This window comes from Polaromonas sp. P2_G11 (genome assembly GCF_056403595.1).
In genome coordinates this window covers 126,982-142,721 of the sequence record NZ_JBFUFE010000005.1, presented here as the reverse complement: position 1 = coordinate 142,721, position 15,740 = coordinate 126,982, and the positions used below count along the sequence as shown (strand labels likewise).

Below are 15,740 nucleotides of genomic sequence, written 5' to 3'. Positions count from 1 at the left end.
AGGCCGGGTCCCTGGCATGCTGATGAGAAAACCGGTTTGACCGCAAACCCAGCGGGCCGAATCCGTACAGTTGCTTCTTTCTTCCTGATTCCGTTCCTGCTTGCGCTGGCCCATACGGCTTCTGCGCAAGCCCAGGAAGCGCCTGGAACGGGCGCATATGGCGTGCAGTTCTTCTGTTCACCGTCCCAGCTGGAGCGGCTCGGCCCCCACATGTTTCGATATCTCCAGCAGCTCGGCATTCCAGCCCGCCTGGTTCAGGAAACTGTCGACAAGCCGCGGGGCACCATGACGTATTCCCTGCTGGGCTCAGGCGCGGCCGTGAGCACCCTGTTTTTGGCGCAACGCCCGGAGCTGGCGATCAAGGACGAGGTAGTGCTGGTGCCGGTGAGAAACAACAAGACACGCAAGCTCAAGACGGTTTCCAAAAAAGAAATCCTGTTGGCCCTGTTGCACCCGGGCCGATTGACCGAATTCAGAGGAAAAGCCTGCGATGTGCAGGCTCTGGTCGACCATGTCGGTATTCGCCAGAACACCGTGATATGGGCAGAGGTGCTGGAATGGGGGTGGCCCGAGGGCGGCCCTGCCAGATGGAATGCCCGCTACTGGATCAATGGAACGCCCCGGCTGCGCATGCCCTTGCACAAGGCTCTCAACGACATGTTTTTTGAGCAGGGGAAATACGACATAGGCTGCTACGCCGCGACCAAGGTGGTGTTTGCCCAGGGTGCGCTGGATTACTTCCGCCGCGTCAAGAAGGACGTGGGCAGGGCGCAAGGCGTGGAGCGGCGATTACTGGCCGACGGTGAGCCACTGGTTGACCTGGAACCCGGCCGCATGTGGAGTTTTGAAACGGATTTTGATCCGCTGGAGCTTGAACGGCCAGGCAAGGTCTTGCGCATGGTGGGCGGTGTGGCCGCCGGCAACTTTGTCCCTGGCGATTGGGCTTATTTTCTGAACACCGACCAGCGCACCAGCCAGAAAACGGGGTATGAAGGCTCGAATGCCATCTACCTGGGCGGCAACCGGTTTGACGACTATTACAACGACAACGACCACCACTACACCTACGAGGAGAAACTCAGTGAGGTCTATCAGTGGCGTCACGATGTTTTCAGCCGGCAACGCGATGCCGAAAAAATACAGCACCTGGCCGCGCACGACTATGAACGCCTGAACGCAACGCCGGAAAACGGCGGCTTGCTGATGAGCTTTCGGGTTGTGCCCTATTTTTTCGGCTATGAGGACCTGCCCCCGCTACCGGCTCCCCGAAGCGACTAGTACTGCAACCCGCAAGTAGCGAAACAAAATGAAAGCGATGGATTCGCGCCCAGGGCAAGGCGCAAGCCGTAACGAAGGCTGAACGCCTTCGCAAGGATTGCAACGCAGCCATGGGTGCGAAGACGCGCTTTCATGTTTCGATATTTTCGGGTTGCAGTACCAGGGCCTGGCGGCGCCGAGGATTCAATGGATTTACAGGGCACCCTCAAACATGAGGACGTCAACCATGTCCCCTGCAGCGACATTGCCTTGCGCATGGTGAAGCACCATCAGGCCGTTGGCCTCGGCCATGGAGCGCAGCACGCCCGAACCCTGGCTGCCGGTAGTCCTGACCTCCAGGGAACCGTCGGGCGCGGTGGATACCCAGCCGCGCTGGTATTCGGTGCGCCCCGGCTTCTTGCGAATGGGCTCCAGGCTGCGTGCCTTGAGCAACGGCGCCGGCGCGGCGCTGGCGCCCATCATCTGGAGCAGGGCGGGGCGCACAAAGGCCAGGAACGTCACCATCACCGCCACCGGATTGCCGGGCAATCCAAACAAAATGGCGCCGTCGGGGTTTGGGAACGTTTTTTGAGTGCTACTATTTTCATAGCTGCTTGCGCTTGTCCCTATTGGGATAGAGCCTGATTTCTCTATTGAAATCCGTCCCACGGCCATGGGCCGGCCGGGCCGCATCGCAATGCGCCAGAAGGCCACGTCGCCCAGCTTTTTCATCATGGCCTTGGTGAAATCCGCTTCACCCACGCTGACACCGCCAGACGTGATGACCGCGTCGGCCTCGGCTGCCGCTCGTTTGAATGCAGCCTCCAGAAGTGCCGGCTCATCGCGCACGACGCCCATGTCGAGCACCTGGATGCCCAGCCGGCTGAGCATGCCGAAGACGGTGTAGCGGTTGCTGTCGTACACAGCGCCTTCGCGCGGTGTTTCGCCCAGCGACAAAATCTCATCACCGGTGGAGAAGTAAGCCACCCGCAGCGGCCGCCAGGTTGACAAGGTTTTAAGACCCAAAGAGGCTGCCAGGCCAAGGCGGGCGGGCGTAATACGCTCACCTTTTAATAGCGCCGGCCGGCCCTGCATGAGGTCCTCGCCGCGCAGCCGGCGGTTGTCGCCGGGCTGGAGCAAACCCGACGGGATACTGATGCGTGTGCCCTGGCCATCCTGGTGCAGGGTGACAAACTCCTGTGGCACCACGGTGTCCAGGCCGGAGGGCATGATGGCGCCGGTCATGATCTTGACGCACTGGCCTGGCCCGGCGCTGCCTTGCCAGGCCTTGCCTGCCAGCGCTGTTCCGTCGGCCACCTGCAGCTCAAGCGCCTTGCCTGCAGCCAACTGCCCACCATCGAAGGCATATCCGTCCATGGCCGAGTTGTCGTGCGGCGGCACGTCAAACGGCGAGACCACATCCTGGGCCAGCACCCGCCCGAAAGCCTCCATCAAGGGCAGCTCGAGCTGCTCCTGCACCGGCATGACCAGCCGCGACAGGAAGTCCAGTACCTGGTCGGCAGACAGTGACTGTGGGTCGTAGCCTTGCAGCTCCGCGGCAATCTGGTCGAGTGTTTTCACGGCTGGCGGGATTCCAGCTGGTGCAGCTCGGCCAGCGTATTGGCATTGAAGAAACTGCGGCTGTCGTCACCGGGTTTGTCGAACGGCACGATCGCTGTTTTGTGCTGCGCCGTCCATGCGTCTATCTTGCGGCCGCCACTGTGGGTGAAGCGCACCAGGCTTTCCAGCATGTGGGTACCCATGAGGCAAAACACCGGTTGGGGCCTGAGCTGCCCATCTTCTTCGGGCGCCGCCGCCACGGCAAAGTCGGCGCCGTCCTGCGCAAGTGCTTCGGCAAGCCGTGCCACCAGGTCGTCGGGAAATAGCGGGGTGTCGCAGGGCACAGTCAACAGGTAAGGGGTTTCACAACGCTCCAGGCCCGTCAGGAATCCCGCCAGTGGCCCGGCAAACTCGCCCAGCCCGGTACTGTCGGGCCACACCGGAACGCCGAATGATTCATAAGCGGACAGGTTGCGGTTGGCATTGATCATCACGTCACCGACCTGGGGCGACAGCCGCATCAGCGTGTGCAACGCCAGGGGAACGCCGTTGAAGTTCTGCAAGCCCTTGTCGACACCGCCCATGCGCGAACCACGGCCACCGGCCAGGATCACGCCGGTAATGGCTTCGGCGTGGATGGGCATGGTGTTGTGGTCGTGGGTTGTCAAATCAGCCGCCTATGTAACTCATCTCGACCCGTTTCATAGTTGAATCGGGGGTGCTTGTGTCGGCGGGCATCGCAGCACGCAACTCCGAATAGCGGTCGTCGCGCCCCTGCCAAATATGGGCCACAGCCGCTGCGATCTGGTCGTCGCCGTAGCCGCCGCGCAGCAGGGCGCGCAAGTCCTGGCCCTGGCTGGCAAACAGGCATAAAAACAGCTTGCCCTCGGTCGATAGCCTTGCCCGGTTGCAGTCGCTGCAAAAAGCCTGGGTCACGCTGCTGATCACGCCAATCTCGCCAGCGCCATCGGCATAACGCCAGCGCTCGGCGGTCTCACCAGCGTAGTTGGGGTCTATGGCTACCAAGGGAAATTCGGCGTTGAGGCGTTCCACCACCTGGGCTGAAGGCAGGACCTCGTCCATGCGCCAGCCGTTGGTGGCGCCCACGTCCATGTATTCGATGAAGCGCAACACCGCCCCGCTGTGGCGGAAATGCCGGGCCATGGGTACGATCTCGGCGTCGTTGGTGCCGCGTTTGACCACCATGTTGACCTTGAGCGGCGCCAGGCCAACCTTTTGCGCCACTTCAATGCCCTTGAGCACATCAGCCACCGGAAAGTCCACATCGTTCATGCGACGGAAGATGGTGTCGTCCAGCGCATCAAGGCTCACGGTGACGCGCTGCAGTCCAGCATCCTTGAGGGATTGGGCTTTTTTGGCGAGCAGCGAGGCGTTGGTGGTCAGCGTGATGTCCAGCGGCTTGCCCTGCGGCGTTTGCAGCTTCGCCAGCATTTCGATCAGTATCTCCAGGTGCTTGCGCAGCAGCGGCTCGCCGCCCGTCAGCCGGATTTTCTCGACCCCATGAGCCACAAAAATCTTCGCCAAGCGCGTGATTTCCTCAAAACTCAGCAGCGAGGTTTGCGGCAGGAAAGCGTAGTCCTTGTCGAATACCTCGCGCGGCATGCAGTAGCTGCAGCGGAAATTGCAGCGATCCGTCACGCTGATGCGCAAATCCCGCAGCGGCCGGCCCAGCGTGTCGCTCAGCAGGCCCGTCGGGGCAGACAACCGGGCAGGGATATGCGGTACGCGGCTTGCGTAGCGAATATCTGCCAGCGGAATGATTTTGTCGGTCGTCATCGTGAGGAGCCCAAGGGGAGAATTTACCCCATTGGCCCGGCTGGGGCACTAAAACCAGGCCTTATCCCCAAAGAGGGATTGGCTCACCCCCGTCCAGGCTCACTTCGTGTAGCCCGTTCCCCCCTCAAGGGGGCGGCGCCTGGGGCCGGCGAAGCCGAAAAATTGGCACACCCCTATCGAGCTCACTTCGTGTAGCCCTTTTCCCCTTGCAGGGGACGGTGCCTGCGGCCCGGCAAAGCCGGTTCCGCGGCACCCATTGGTGAAATACCTCGCACTGGTTACGCACAGAACTCTTAAACCCAGCATGAGCCGCGGGACTGGCTTTGCCAGACCGCAGGCGGGCGGCCCCCTCGGGGGGGCAGGGAGCTACACGAAGTGAGCGACCGTGGGGGCTCTACACACACCGGGCGCCGTCTACTTCCAGGCATACACCGCTGATGAAGTCCGCTTCGTCGCTGGCCAGGTAAAGCGCGGCATTGGCCACATCCAGCGCGGTCGAAAAACGTCCCAGCGGAATGCTCGCGCGAAACTTCGCCTTGCGTTCTTCATCCAGCGGGCCACCCGCGAATTCGGCCGAGAGGCCTGTGTCGGGGTTGAATACCGGGTTGATGCAATTGACCCGGATGTTGTCGGGGCCGAGCTCGGCAGCCAGCGACTTGGAGGTCGTGATGACGGCCCCCTTGGAGCCGTTGTACCAGGTCAGGCCAGGACGGGGGCGTACCCCCGCCGTCGACGCAATGTTGATGAAACTGCCCCCGCCTTGCTCGCGAAATACCGGCGTGGCGTGGATGGTAGCCAGGTAAATGCTCTTGACGTTGATGGCGTAGCACTTGTCGAAATCGTCTTCGCTGACATCAAGTGCTGGCTGGTTGCGGTGCGTCCAGCCGGCGTTGCTGACCATCACGTCGAGCCGGCCGTAGCGCTGCACAGCGGCAGCCACCAGCGCCTTGACCTCGGCGGACTTTGTGACGTCGGCGGCAAAGAACGAAGCTGTGCCGCCGGCCTTGACGATGGCGGCCACGACTTTTTCGCCCAGCGCCACATTGATGTCGTTGACGATGACCCTGGCGCCCTCGGCCGCCAGCCGCCGCGCGATGCCTTCACCGATACCGCCTCCGGAGCCGGTCACGATGATGGATTTGTCCTTGACCCGCATGATTTTGTCTTTCTCGTAAAGGTTGCTGCCGGCGCACGCTGCCGTACGGTGGCGTGCGGCTTCCATTGCTTATTGTTGCTGATCACGGTGGTGCGGGTTTTCCCTCTGTCTCTCTCGCTTGACGGGATTCGTGAAACATGAAGTTACATCTACAATGCGCTTTATAAAAGGGAGGGATTTCATGAGTTATCAATTTGCCCGCACCGGTGCGGGTGCAGCCTTGTGTGCGCTGGTGCTTTTCGCGGGGACAGCGCACGCGCAACAATCCAGCAAGAACCTGGCACCCGGATTCTCGGAACGCGCGGCGGCCTCGAAGCTGGTTGTCGTGCCCGCAGACCTCGAGCTCTTTTCCATCGGTGCCGGCGGCGTGCAGGAGCCCAGGGCCGACTGGACCATGGCTGCCCAGAAAAACGTCAAGTCCGGTCTGGCTTCGAGCAAGCTCAAGTTGGGTTCTGACGTGATCGGGCTTGAAGAAAAAGACATGGACGAACTCGCGGACATCAACTCCCTGCACGGAGCTGTCGCGCAATCTGTTTTTCTGCACCACATGATTGGTGGTGTACTCAAGCTGCCCACCAAGAACGATGCCCTGAACTGGTCACTCGGAGATGCCGTCAAGCCTCTCAAGGATAAAACGGGGGCTGATTACGCCCTGTTCATCTGGATGCGCGACAGCTATGCCAGCAGCGAGCGCAAGGCCGCGATGATCGCCATGGCTGTGCTGGGCGTGGGGATTGCCGGGGGCGCGCAGATTGGTTATGCCTCGCTGGTCGATTTGAATAACGGGCGGATTGTCTGGTTCAATGATTTGCGCCGGGCCTCAGGTGACCTGAGGGAACCCGAGCCAGCCAAAGAAACCATCGAAGCCCTTCTCAAGGGTTTTCCGGTCGCCAGATGATAGGCATACCGGCTGGCGGGCGCCGTGCTTTTTTGCGGACGGCCTGCAAGCACTGCCTGGGTATGGGCGCCCTGTTGCCAGGCTTGTCAGCCTTTGGCCAGGAGAACCCTGCAGCTGCCTCCATCTCGCCTTTGCCCGCGGAGCGCTTTGCCCGCCCTGCGCTGGAAACAGATGAAGGCGGCTTGTGGGGAATGATGGACCGTGAAGAAACGCGTCTGCGGCGCAGTCCATTTACCGTACGCGACCCGCAACTGAGCCAATATCTGCAAGACTTGGTATGCCGTCTCGCGGGAGACCACTGCCCTGACATTCGTGTACATGTGGTGCGCACGCCGCTCTTCAACGCCAGCATGGCGCCGAACGGCATGATGCAGGTCTGGACCGGATTGCTGCTGCGCGCGGAGAATGAAGCGCAACTCGCTGCGGTACTGGGCCATGAAATCGGTCACTACCTCGAACGGCACACGCTTGAGCGCCTGCGGGATCTGAGAAGCCGGGCCGCCTTTGCGCAGTTCATCGGCATGTTCGGCCTTGTCGGCGCCATTGGCCAGCTTGGTGCTCTGGCCGGTGCTTTCGCTTTTTCCCGGGACCACGAGACGCGGGCCGATCGTCTGGGCATGCGCCTTATGACCCGGGCGGGTTATGACGGCAGGCAGGCTGCACAAGTGTGGGACAACCTGCTGGGCGAACTCAAGATCACCGGCGGTGAAGACGTTGGCAAACGCAGTCCCATGATGGCGACGCATCCCCCGCTGGAGACGCGCCGTGATGATCTGCTCCGCCTGGCGGGCGACGGCGGCGGTAAAACGGGTGCAGTGGAATACCAGCAGGTGATGTCACGGCACCGCTTCGGGTGGCTGCAGGATGAAATCCGGCGTGGCCAGTTTGAAGAAAGTCTGGTGCTGTTCAATCGCTTGCTGTCGCGCAATCCGGAGGACGGCCAGGCGCTGTACGCGCGCGGTGAGGTGTATCGGTTGCGGGCAGGCAAGGAAGATCTTCAGGAGTCCCTGAACGACCTGACGCGCGTGACCGCTCTTGAACAGGCTCCGGCCGAGGCTTTCAGGGCGCTCGGCCTGGTGCAAAAGCAGCGGACCGACACCGCCTCGGCCGTACAGGCCTTCGAAAAATACCTCACCGCCGCGCCTGAGGCGGCGGATGCGGGTCTTATTAAAAATTACATTGCGGAACTTAAACCATGAAAAAACTCCTGATCCTTCTTGCCTTCGCTTTCCTGTCGGGCTGCATGTCCATCACCAAGGTTGAGGGTGAGCAACTGGTCAATAACCGGCTGGCCGTCAAGGTGACTGATGCCTGGAACAAGGTTGCCCCACCCGGCACCCAGCAGCCTTTTGACATGTGGACCCAGGAGGGATTGACGCTGGATCACCTGCGCCTCTGGGCGGCCGTCAAGCCAGGCCAGGCGCTGCTGGTCAGGCCTGCAGGCAGCGTGCCGTCCGGGCAGAAGGCAGCCCGTGTTCCAACTTACCAGGCAGGCATGCCGCTTGACCAATTGGTCAACCTTTTCGAGATCATGTATTCGGCAGACGGTTCCATCGTCAACATGACAAAGGTTGAACCTTCGGTATTTGCGGGTGAGAAAGGTGCGCGGTTCGAATTTACCGTGACGAGAAAGGGCGATGATGTCCAGCTCAACGGCGTAGGCTGGCTTAGCCAGCGAAATGGCGAATTGTTCGCTGCCACCTTCCTTGCTCCCAGGCTTTCATTTTTCCCGCGGCTTCTGCCAAAAGCTGAAAGCGTTGTGAAGACGGCGCAAATCAAGGGCTGACTGCAGGGCGGCCGTGGCGAGGGGCACGAACCCGAGACCTTGCGGCCGGGGTCGGCTTAACCGTGTCGTATGGCCACTGTTTTCAGCGTGGTGAAGCCATGCAAGGCCTCAAAGCCTTTTTCACGGCCGTAGCCCGATGACTTCACGCCGCCGAAAGGTAATTCCACACCACCGCCGGCGCCGTAGTTGTTGATGAACACCTGGCCGCTTTTCACTCGCCTGGCCATGCGGAACTGGCGTGCCCCATCGCGCGTCCAGATGCCGGCGACCAGGCCGAACAGCGTGGCATTGGCAAGTTCCACTGCGTGATCCTCGTTTTTGAAGCTCATGGCGCACAGCACCGGGCCGAACACTTCATCCTGCGCCAGCCTGTGCGTTACCGGCACGTCGCGCAGCAGGGTGGGGGCCTGGTAAAACCCGGTATCGGGCGCCTCGTCGACGATCTGGCCCTGGGCCACCATGGGAATGTTGGCAACCTGCGCATCGCTTAAAAAGTCCCAGACGCGCTGCTGCTGGCTTTGCCGGATCAGCGGGCCCACGTCCAGGTCCATGGCGGCGGGGCCGACGCGCAGGTTTTCAAAGGCTTCGCCCAGGCGCAGCAGCAGGGGCTCGTAAATCGCCTGTTCTACCAGCAGGCGCGAGCCGGCCGAGCAGGTTTGCCCGGCGTTCTGCACGATGGCGTTGATGATGGCCGGTATGGCGACATCCAGGTCGGCATCGGCAAACACGATTTGCGGACTTTTCCCGCCCAGCTCCAGCGTGACGGGGCAGTGGCGCTCGGCGGCGACCTGCTGGATCAGCGTGCCCACGGCGGGGCTGCCGGTAAAGCTGATGTGGTCGATTTCTTTGTGGCGGGCCAGCGCGTCGCCGACCTCATGGCCGTAACCGGTCACGATGTTGATGGCGCCGGCCGGAAAACCCACTTCGGCCGCGAGTTGCGCCACGCGAATCAATGACAGGCAGGCATCCTCTGCCGGCTTGACCACGCAGACGTTGCCCGCGGCCAGCGCGCCGCCGACGCTGCGGCCGAAGATCTGCATCGGGTAGTTCCACGGAATCACGTGGCCCGTCACGCCGTGCGGCTCGCGCCAGGTCATCACACTGTAGCCGTCCAGATAGGGAATGGTGTCGCCGTGCAGCTTGTCGCAGGCGCCGGCATAAAACTCGAAGTAGCGCACCAGGGCCGCCGCGTCGGCGCGTGCCTGTTTGGTGGGCTTGCCGCAGTCGCGCTGCTCGATCATGGCCAGCTCTTCGGCATGCTCGGCCACCTTGGCGGAAAGCCGCATCAGCAGTCGCCCGCGCTCGGCGGCGCTGAAGCGGCTCCATACCAGTTCCAGACATTCGTGGGCACTTTTCACCGCGGTATCAATGTCGTGCGCGTTGCTGCGCTGAATCTCGTCAAACACCTGCCCGTCGGACGGATCGATCATTGGGATGGTTTTGCCTGAAGAAGATGCGACAGAGGTATTGGCGATGTAGTTGAGTTGCATGGCGCTATTGTGCTGAATTTGCCCCCGGCCGGAGGTTACCGCCTCCCACGGGCAGAAATGAGCCATGGGGGCAGGGCCTCCCGCGAGGTAACGCTCCCCAAAAGCGTGCGTTTGTCACAGCCACAGCGTTGTGTCTCGGCCAATTTACAAATCCTTTGCTGCGCCACGATTGGCATATATGTAGGATTGAACCTACACATGCACCTCGCCAATTCCTACAGGGAATGGTGCTCATGTTACGCAACGGCCCGGCCGTATTGGCGTGACGACAGCGGCAGGCAGCCGGCAACTGCGGGTCCGCATTTTTGACGCATTACCGCGATGACTGATCCCACCAAAAGCCCAGCCGATATTCCGCCCGGCGACGACGCGCCCACCACCAGCCTGCTGGCCTGGTTTAAAGCCTTTATGGCCCGTTTGCGCGACTGGTTGTCGATTCAGACCTTTGGCATGAAGTTCGCCGTACTGGCCGTGGCATTGATGATTCCGGCAAGCGCCTATTACGCCTGGTCGACCCTGGAGCGGCAGGAAAAAATGGCGCTGGAAGTCAAGGCCATGGCAGCGTCGGGGCCGGGTGTTGAAGCGGCCTGGACTTACAACACCGCATTGCCGGTCGTCTTCGGAAGCGGGTCGGTCCTGAGCTTTCTCGAAGCCCATCCGGTCACGCGCATCACCATCATTTACCGGCCCATTTTGTGGACCGTTTCCGAGCGCTTTGTGCTGATTGAATCGGAGGGCAGGCAGTACGCCTATTACCCCTCGGACATGGAAACCAAGATATTGGCCGACAAGGCCGTCACGGCACCGTGGGGTGGCAAGCTCACCTTCGTGCCCCGGGGCGCGCTTGATGACGCGAGCAAGGACATGCTGGCGCGCCTTGAACAGCGTTTCGGTGACGCCCGCCCGCAATCCGAACAGGACGCCTGGAAAGGCGGCGCCAGCGCGCTGGTATCAGCGACCTTGACGCTGGGGCTCATCGCCTTCCTCTGGTACCAGACGGGCGGGCAGCGCAAATCCCTCAAGTTCATTTCGCCGGCGCAAATCAGCGGTGACATGGAGGACCTGGTCGGCATGGACGATATCAAGGCCGAGGTTGCGCAAATCCGCGACCAGTACGAACGCCGCCTCGAATACGCCGCTTATGGCGTGAACAAGCCTTTCAACGTGATGTTCAGCGGCCCCGCGGGTACAGGCAAGACCAAGCTGGCCAGCTACCTCGCCAAAGAGCTGAACCTGCCAATTCTTTTCCATTCAGCCGCCAACCTCGAGACCGGCTATGTGGCCGGCGGCTCGAACACCTTGTCGCGCATTCTTGCGCTGGCCAAGCGGCGTAAACGCTGCATCGTCTTTCTTGATGAAGCGCAGGACCTTTTCATGCGGCGCGGCGGCAACCGCAAATATGACGATGACACGCAGAACATGTTGCTGGCCATCCTGGACGGTGTGCGGACCAAATCGGATACTGAAATCATCTGGATCGTGGCGTCCAACTTCAATTCGGCCAACCTGCAGATGGATGAGGCCATGCTGCGCCGCTTCCAGATGAAGGTCGACTTCCGCATGCCCAACCAGCAGGAGCGCCTGGCCATCACCGGCCACTACCTGCGCCAACGTGCCGACAAGGTGCTGCCCGACATGGACCTGCGCCATTTTGTCGAACTGACGGAAGGCTGCAGCCCGGCAGACCTCGAAACCATGGTCAACCAGGCCGGCATCATCGCGGTGCAGGCGGGCCAGATGATAGGCGCGCACACCCTGATGCAGGCCGCCGAGCGTGTGCTGGTGGGCAATGTCAACGACAACACCACCAAGGAGCGCGAGCGTGACCGGCGCATCATCGCCGTACATGAGTGGGGCCACTTCCTGATGGATTTCCAGCATCGGCGCAAGCTGACCGGCGACAACTGGAACACGCTGCTGGCCGACATGACCACCATCAAAATTTCATTGAAGGCCAACCCCCGCAACAATGCCCTCGGCTTTGTACTGCACAAGCAGGACAGCAACCTGCTGCAGACCAAGGGTGACATGGAGCATGAGGTGCGGGTGCTGCTGGGCGGCATGGCGAACGAGGAGATCTTCTTCGGCGAAGACGGAACCACGGGCGGCGCCCACAATGACATCACCCGTGTCACGCGGCTGCTGCACCATGCGGTGGCTGAAATGGGCATGTACCGCAAGACCCGGCTGAATTACGCCGCGCTGCTCAAGGACGGCGGCACGGCACCGCCGGACGAGGAAACCCGCAGCATCATGGAAGCCCAGAGCGAGCGGCTTTACAGTGAGACGAAGGCCACGCTGGCCCAGTACACCGCCCTGACGGAGTATCTGACCGGCTGTCTGATGAATGCAGGCGAGATGACATTGAGCGAAGCACTCCGCGAAATCAGGTACTTTGAAAGCCTGACTGCCGCACCGGATCTGGCGCTGCCTGGGCCGGGTTCCAGCCGGTGGATGCCAGCCTGAGTCAACGAACCTTTTTTTGCAGCTTCGTCCTCACAGGACGCCCAAAGAAAAAGCCCTGCAACGCAGAGCTTTTTGCATGGGCCGGAGCGGTCTAGCGTGAGGCCGGTGCGGCTGGCGTTGGCGTTGCTGCGGCATTGGGCGCCTGCGTGGGCGCGGGCGCCGGCATGGCGGGTGCAGTCGGTGTGGCGGCCGGTGCACTCATGGCAGCAGGCGCGGCCATGGGTGCCACCGGGGCCGCTGCGGCTTCACCGCCGTGGAACTTCATCACCAGGGGCACGATCAGCAGCGCCACGATGTTGATGATCTTGATCAGCGGGTTCACGGCCGGGCCGGCTGTGTCCTTGTAGGGGTCGCCCACGGTGTCGCCGGTCACGGCGGCCTTGTGTGCCTCGGAACCCTTGCCGCCGTGGTGGCCGTCTTCAATGTACTTCTTGGCGTTGTCCCAAGCGCCGCCGCCGGTGCACATCGAGATGGCAACGAAGAGGCCGGTGACGATGGTGCCCATCAGCAGGCCGCCCAGTGCCTGGGGGCCGAGCGCCAGGCCGACCACGATGGGCACGACCACGGGCAGCAGCGAGGGGATCATCATTTCCTTGATGGCAGCTGTGGTCAGCATGTCGACAGCGGTGTCGTACTCGGGCTTGCCCGTGCCGTCCATGATGCCCTTGATGTCGCGGAACTGGCGGCGCACTTCAACCACCACGGCGCCGGCAGCGCGGCCCACGGCTTCCATCGCCATCGCGCCGAACAGGTAGGGAATCAGGCCGCCGATGAAGAGGCCGACGATGACCTTGGGATTGCTCAAGTCGAAGCTGATCACGTTGCCGTAGGCTTCGAGCTTGTGGGTGTAGTCGGCAAACAGCACCAGCGCGGCCAGGCCGGCGGAGCCGATGGCGTAGCCCTTGGTCACGGCCTTGGTGGTGTTGCCCACCGCGTCCAGCGGGTCGGTGATGTCACGCACGCTGCTGGGCAGTTCGGCCATTTCGGCAATGCCGCCGGCGTTGTCGGTGATGGGGCCGTAGGCGTCCAGCGCAACCACGATGCCCGCCATGCTCAGCATGGAAGTGGCGGCGATCGCGATGCCGTACAGGCCCGCCAGCGAGTAGGCCGTCAGGATGGCGATACAGACAAAAATCACCGGCCATGCGGTGGAGCGCATGGAGACACCCAGGCCGGCAATGATGTTGGTGCCGTGGCCGGTAGTCGATGCCTGTGCAATGTGCTGCACCGGCTTGTACTGCGTGCCGGTGTAGTACTCGGTGACCCAGCACAGCGCGCCGGTCAGGATCAGGCCGACCGCGCAGGCGCCGAAGAGGCGTATCTGCGTGCCGCTTGCCGTGACGGCGTTGTCGGGCATCAGCCACATCGTGACGAAATAAAACGCGATAAGCGACAGTACGCCGGCAATTGCCAGGCCCTTGTAGAGGGCCGGCATCACGTTCTTCATGCCGGGCGAGGCCTTGACGAAAAAGCAGCCGATGATGGAGGCGATGATGGACACGCCGCCCAGTGCCAGCGGGTAAACCGCCGCAGTGGCGCCTGCGCCCGAGAGCAGCAGGGCGCCCAGCACCATGGTGGCGATCAGCGTGACCGCGTAGGTTTCAAACAGGTCGGCGGCCATGCCGGCACAATCGCCCACGTTGTCGCCGACGTTGTCGGCAATCACGGCCGGGTTGCGCGGGTCGTCTTCGGGAATACCTGCTTCGACCTTGCCCACCAGGTCGGCACCGACGTCGGCGCCCTTGGTGAAAATGCCGCCGCCCAGCCGGGCGAAGATGGAAATCAGCGACGAGCCGAAGGCAAAACCAATCAGCGGGTTGAGCAGGTTGGCCAGCTTGAGGTCGGGTGTGTAGTTGCCATTGCCCACCAGAAACCAGTAAAAGCCGGTCACGCCCAGGAGGCCCAGGCCCACGACCAGCATGCCGGTGATGGCGCCGCCGCGAAAGGCAACGTCAAGCGCGGGGCCAATGCCTTTGGTGGCGGCTTGGGCGGTGCGCACATTGGCGCGAACCGACACGTTCATGCCGATAAAGCCGCAAGCGCCTGACAGCACGGCGCCAACGACGAAGCCGATGGCGGTTTTTCCGTCAAGGAAAAAGCCGATCAGTACCGTGAGGACGACGCCCACCATGGCGATGGTTTTGTATTGCCGTGCCAGGTAGGCGGCGGCGCCGGTCTGGATGGCGGCTGCAATTTCCTGCATGCGCGCATTGCCTGCATCCTGGGAAAGAATCCAGCTGCGAGCCCAGATGCCGTAACCCACGGCGACCAGCCCGCAGACGAGCGCAAGAATAAGCGCTGAGTTGCCTGTCATAGAAATCTCCTACGTTGTTTTTCGCTTGGAGGGGGTTTCAACGCTAGCAAATGGTGTCTTGACCCCCGCTGCGTTGCTTCCTCGTTGCTTGGTCTACGTAGAGACAAGACGATTGGCCAACTCGCGCAATTTACAGTGAAAACATGACAACTTTAAGAACCGTAAGGTGTGAATCAGTAAAATGAGGGTAAATACCGAGCAGTTGGCCTGTGCCGCGGCTGCGCAGGTAGCCCATGTGTTTTAAGAATCTTCTTTTCGCCCTTCCTTCCCTTTCTTTCTTCTTCCTTCCATAAAGAACTCAAGCGACCATGTCCCTCGATAAAGTTTCCCCCGGCAAAAACGTTCCCGAATCCTTCAACGTCATCATCGAGATCCCGATGAATGCCGACCCGGTGAAATACGAGGTGGACAAGGAGTCCGGCGCGATTTTTGTGGACCGCTTCATGAGCACTTCCATGCACTACCCGACCAACTACGGTTATGTGCCCAAGACCATCAGCGGCGACGGCGACCCGGTCGACGTGCTGGTGATCACCCCGGTGCCCCTGATTCCCGGCGTGGTGGTGACCTGCCGCGCCATCGGCATCCTGAAAATGACGGACGAAGCCGGTGAAGACGGCAAGGTGCTGGCGGTGCCCATCGACAAGAAATGCTCGCTTTACACCCAGTGGCAAAAACCTGAAGACATGAATCCGCTGCGCCTGAAGACCATTGCGCATTTCTTTGAGCACTACAAGGACCTGGAAGAAGGCAAATGGGTCAAGGTGCTGGGCTGGGAAGGCCCGGATGCGGCCAAAAAAGAAATCACGGACGGCATTGCCAACTATGCAAAGGCCGGCAAGGCCTGAAACCTGGCCTCTGGCACGAAAACGTAAGCGTTTTTGTGCTGAAGGTGGCTCAGGCCGTGCGCAAGCAGCTATAAAAAATATAGCAAAGGCATTGAGGGAAACTTAAAAAAGCGCCTGCAGCGTGGTCTGCAGGCGCTTTTTTTATGCCTGGGTGGAATGGTGTGCACC

The 15,740-nt window shown here is 61.4% G+C and carries 12 protein-coding genes; 6 read left to right on the top strand and 6 right to left on the bottom strand.

Going from position 1 to position 15,740, the window contains the following annotated elements:
* Positions 1 to 36: 36 nt before the first annotated feature.
* A complete protein-coding gene (locus AC1DWQ_RS18065; RefSeq protein WP_477670865.1) occupies positions 37 to 1,278 on the top strand; it encodes a hypothetical protein in 1,242 nt (413 codons plus the stop codon).
* A 192-nt stretch (positions 1,279 to 1,470) separates the two neighbouring features.
* Here AC1DWQ_RS18065 and moeA read toward each other — a convergent pair whose 3' ends face one another.
* The 4 genes from moeA to AC1DWQ_RS18045 all read right to left on the bottom strand — a co-directional run bounded on the left by moeA (position 1,471) and on the right by AC1DWQ_RS18045 (position 5,770).
* Complete coding sequence (gene moeA / locus AC1DWQ_RS18060; RefSeq protein ID WP_477670864.1) at positions 1,471 to 2,838, bottom strand: molybdopterin molybdotransferase MoeA; 1,368 nt, start codon at positions 2,836 to 2,838, stop codon at positions 1,471 to 1,473.
* Entirely contained in the window at positions 2,835 to 3,461 is a 627-nt protein-coding gene (mobA, locus tag AC1DWQ_RS18055; RefSeq protein ID WP_477670863.1) for a molybdenum cofactor guanylyltransferase MobA, read from the bottom strand. Before mobA ends, moeA begins: the two co-directional genes overlap by 4 nt.
* Before the next feature lie 25 nt (positions 3,462 to 3,486).
* Complete coding sequence (gene moaA, locus AC1DWQ_RS18050) at positions 3,487 to 4,614, bottom strand: GTP 3',8-cyclase MoaA (RefSeq protein ID WP_477670862.1); 1,128 nt, start codon at positions 4,612 to 4,614, stop codon at positions 3,487 to 3,489.
* Between the two features lie 394 nt (positions 4,615 to 5,008).
* Positions 5,009 to 5,770 carry an SDR family oxidoreductase gene (locus AC1DWQ_RS18045; RefSeq protein ID WP_457279763.1) on the bottom strand — a complete coding sequence of 254 codons (762 nt, stop codon included), beginning with the start codon at positions 5,768 to 5,770 and terminating at the stop codon, positions 5,009 to 5,011.
* 181 nt (positions 5,771 to 5,951) lie between these two features.
* On the opposite strand from AC1DWQ_RS18045, the gene AC1DWQ_RS18040 reads away from it, so the two are divergent.
* From AC1DWQ_RS18040 to AC1DWQ_RS18030, 3 genes are all read left to right on the top strand, one after another.
* Positions 5,952 to 6,668, top strand: coding sequence for a hypothetical protein (locus tag AC1DWQ_RS18040; RefSeq protein WP_457278623.1), 717 nt, complete (start codon positions 5,952 to 5,954; stop codon positions 6,666 to 6,668).
* A gap of 62 nt (positions 6,669 to 6,730) precedes the next feature.
* The gene (locus tag AC1DWQ_RS18035) at positions 6,731 to 7,867 is read left to right on the top strand and encodes a M48 family metalloprotease (protein WP_477670861.1); all 1,137 of its coding nucleotides are present in this window, start codon (positions 6,731 to 6,733) and stop codon (positions 7,865 to 7,867) included.
* Entirely contained in the window at positions 7,864 to 8,454 is a 591-nt protein-coding gene (locus tag AC1DWQ_RS18030; protein WP_477670860.1) for a hypothetical protein, read from the top strand. The genes AC1DWQ_RS18035 and AC1DWQ_RS18030 overlap by 4 nt, the downstream gene beginning before the upstream one ends.
* A 56-nt stretch (positions 8,455 to 8,510) precedes the next feature.
* Here the strand turns inward: AC1DWQ_RS18030 and AC1DWQ_RS18025 are convergent, their stop codons facing one another.
* Positions 8,511 to 9,944, bottom strand: a complete 1,434-nt coding sequence (locus tag AC1DWQ_RS18025; RefSeq protein WP_477670859.1) for an aldehyde dehydrogenase family protein — start codon at positions 9,942 to 9,944, stop codon at positions 8,511 to 8,513.
* A gap of 321 nt (positions 9,945 to 10,265) precedes the next feature.
* Here AC1DWQ_RS18025 and AC1DWQ_RS18020 point away from each other — a divergent pair, with 321 nt between their 5' ends.
* The gene (locus AC1DWQ_RS18020) at positions 10,266 to 12,410 is read left to right on the top strand and encodes an AAA family ATPase (protein WP_477670858.1); all 2,145 of its coding nucleotides are present in this window, start codon (positions 10,266 to 10,268) and stop codon (positions 12,408 to 12,410) included.
* A 91-nt stretch (positions 12,411 to 12,501) separates the two neighbouring features.
* Here the strand turns inward: AC1DWQ_RS18020 and AC1DWQ_RS18015 are convergent, their stop codons facing one another.
* Positions 12,502 to 14,724, bottom strand: a complete 2,223-nt coding sequence (locus AC1DWQ_RS18015) for a sodium-translocating pyrophosphatase (protein ID WP_477670857.1) — start codon at positions 14,722 to 14,724, stop codon at positions 12,502 to 12,504.
* A gap of 308 nt (positions 14,725 to 15,032) precedes the next feature.
* Here AC1DWQ_RS18015 and ppa point away from each other — a divergent pair, with 308 nt between their 5' ends.
* Positions 15,033 to 15,572 (top strand): inorganic diphosphatase, encoded by a 540-nt coding sequence (gene ppa, locus AC1DWQ_RS18010; protein ID WP_457278617.1) that lies wholly within the window; start codon positions 15,033 to 15,035, stop codon positions 15,570 to 15,572.
* Positions 15,573 to 15,740: the final 168 nt, after the last annotated feature.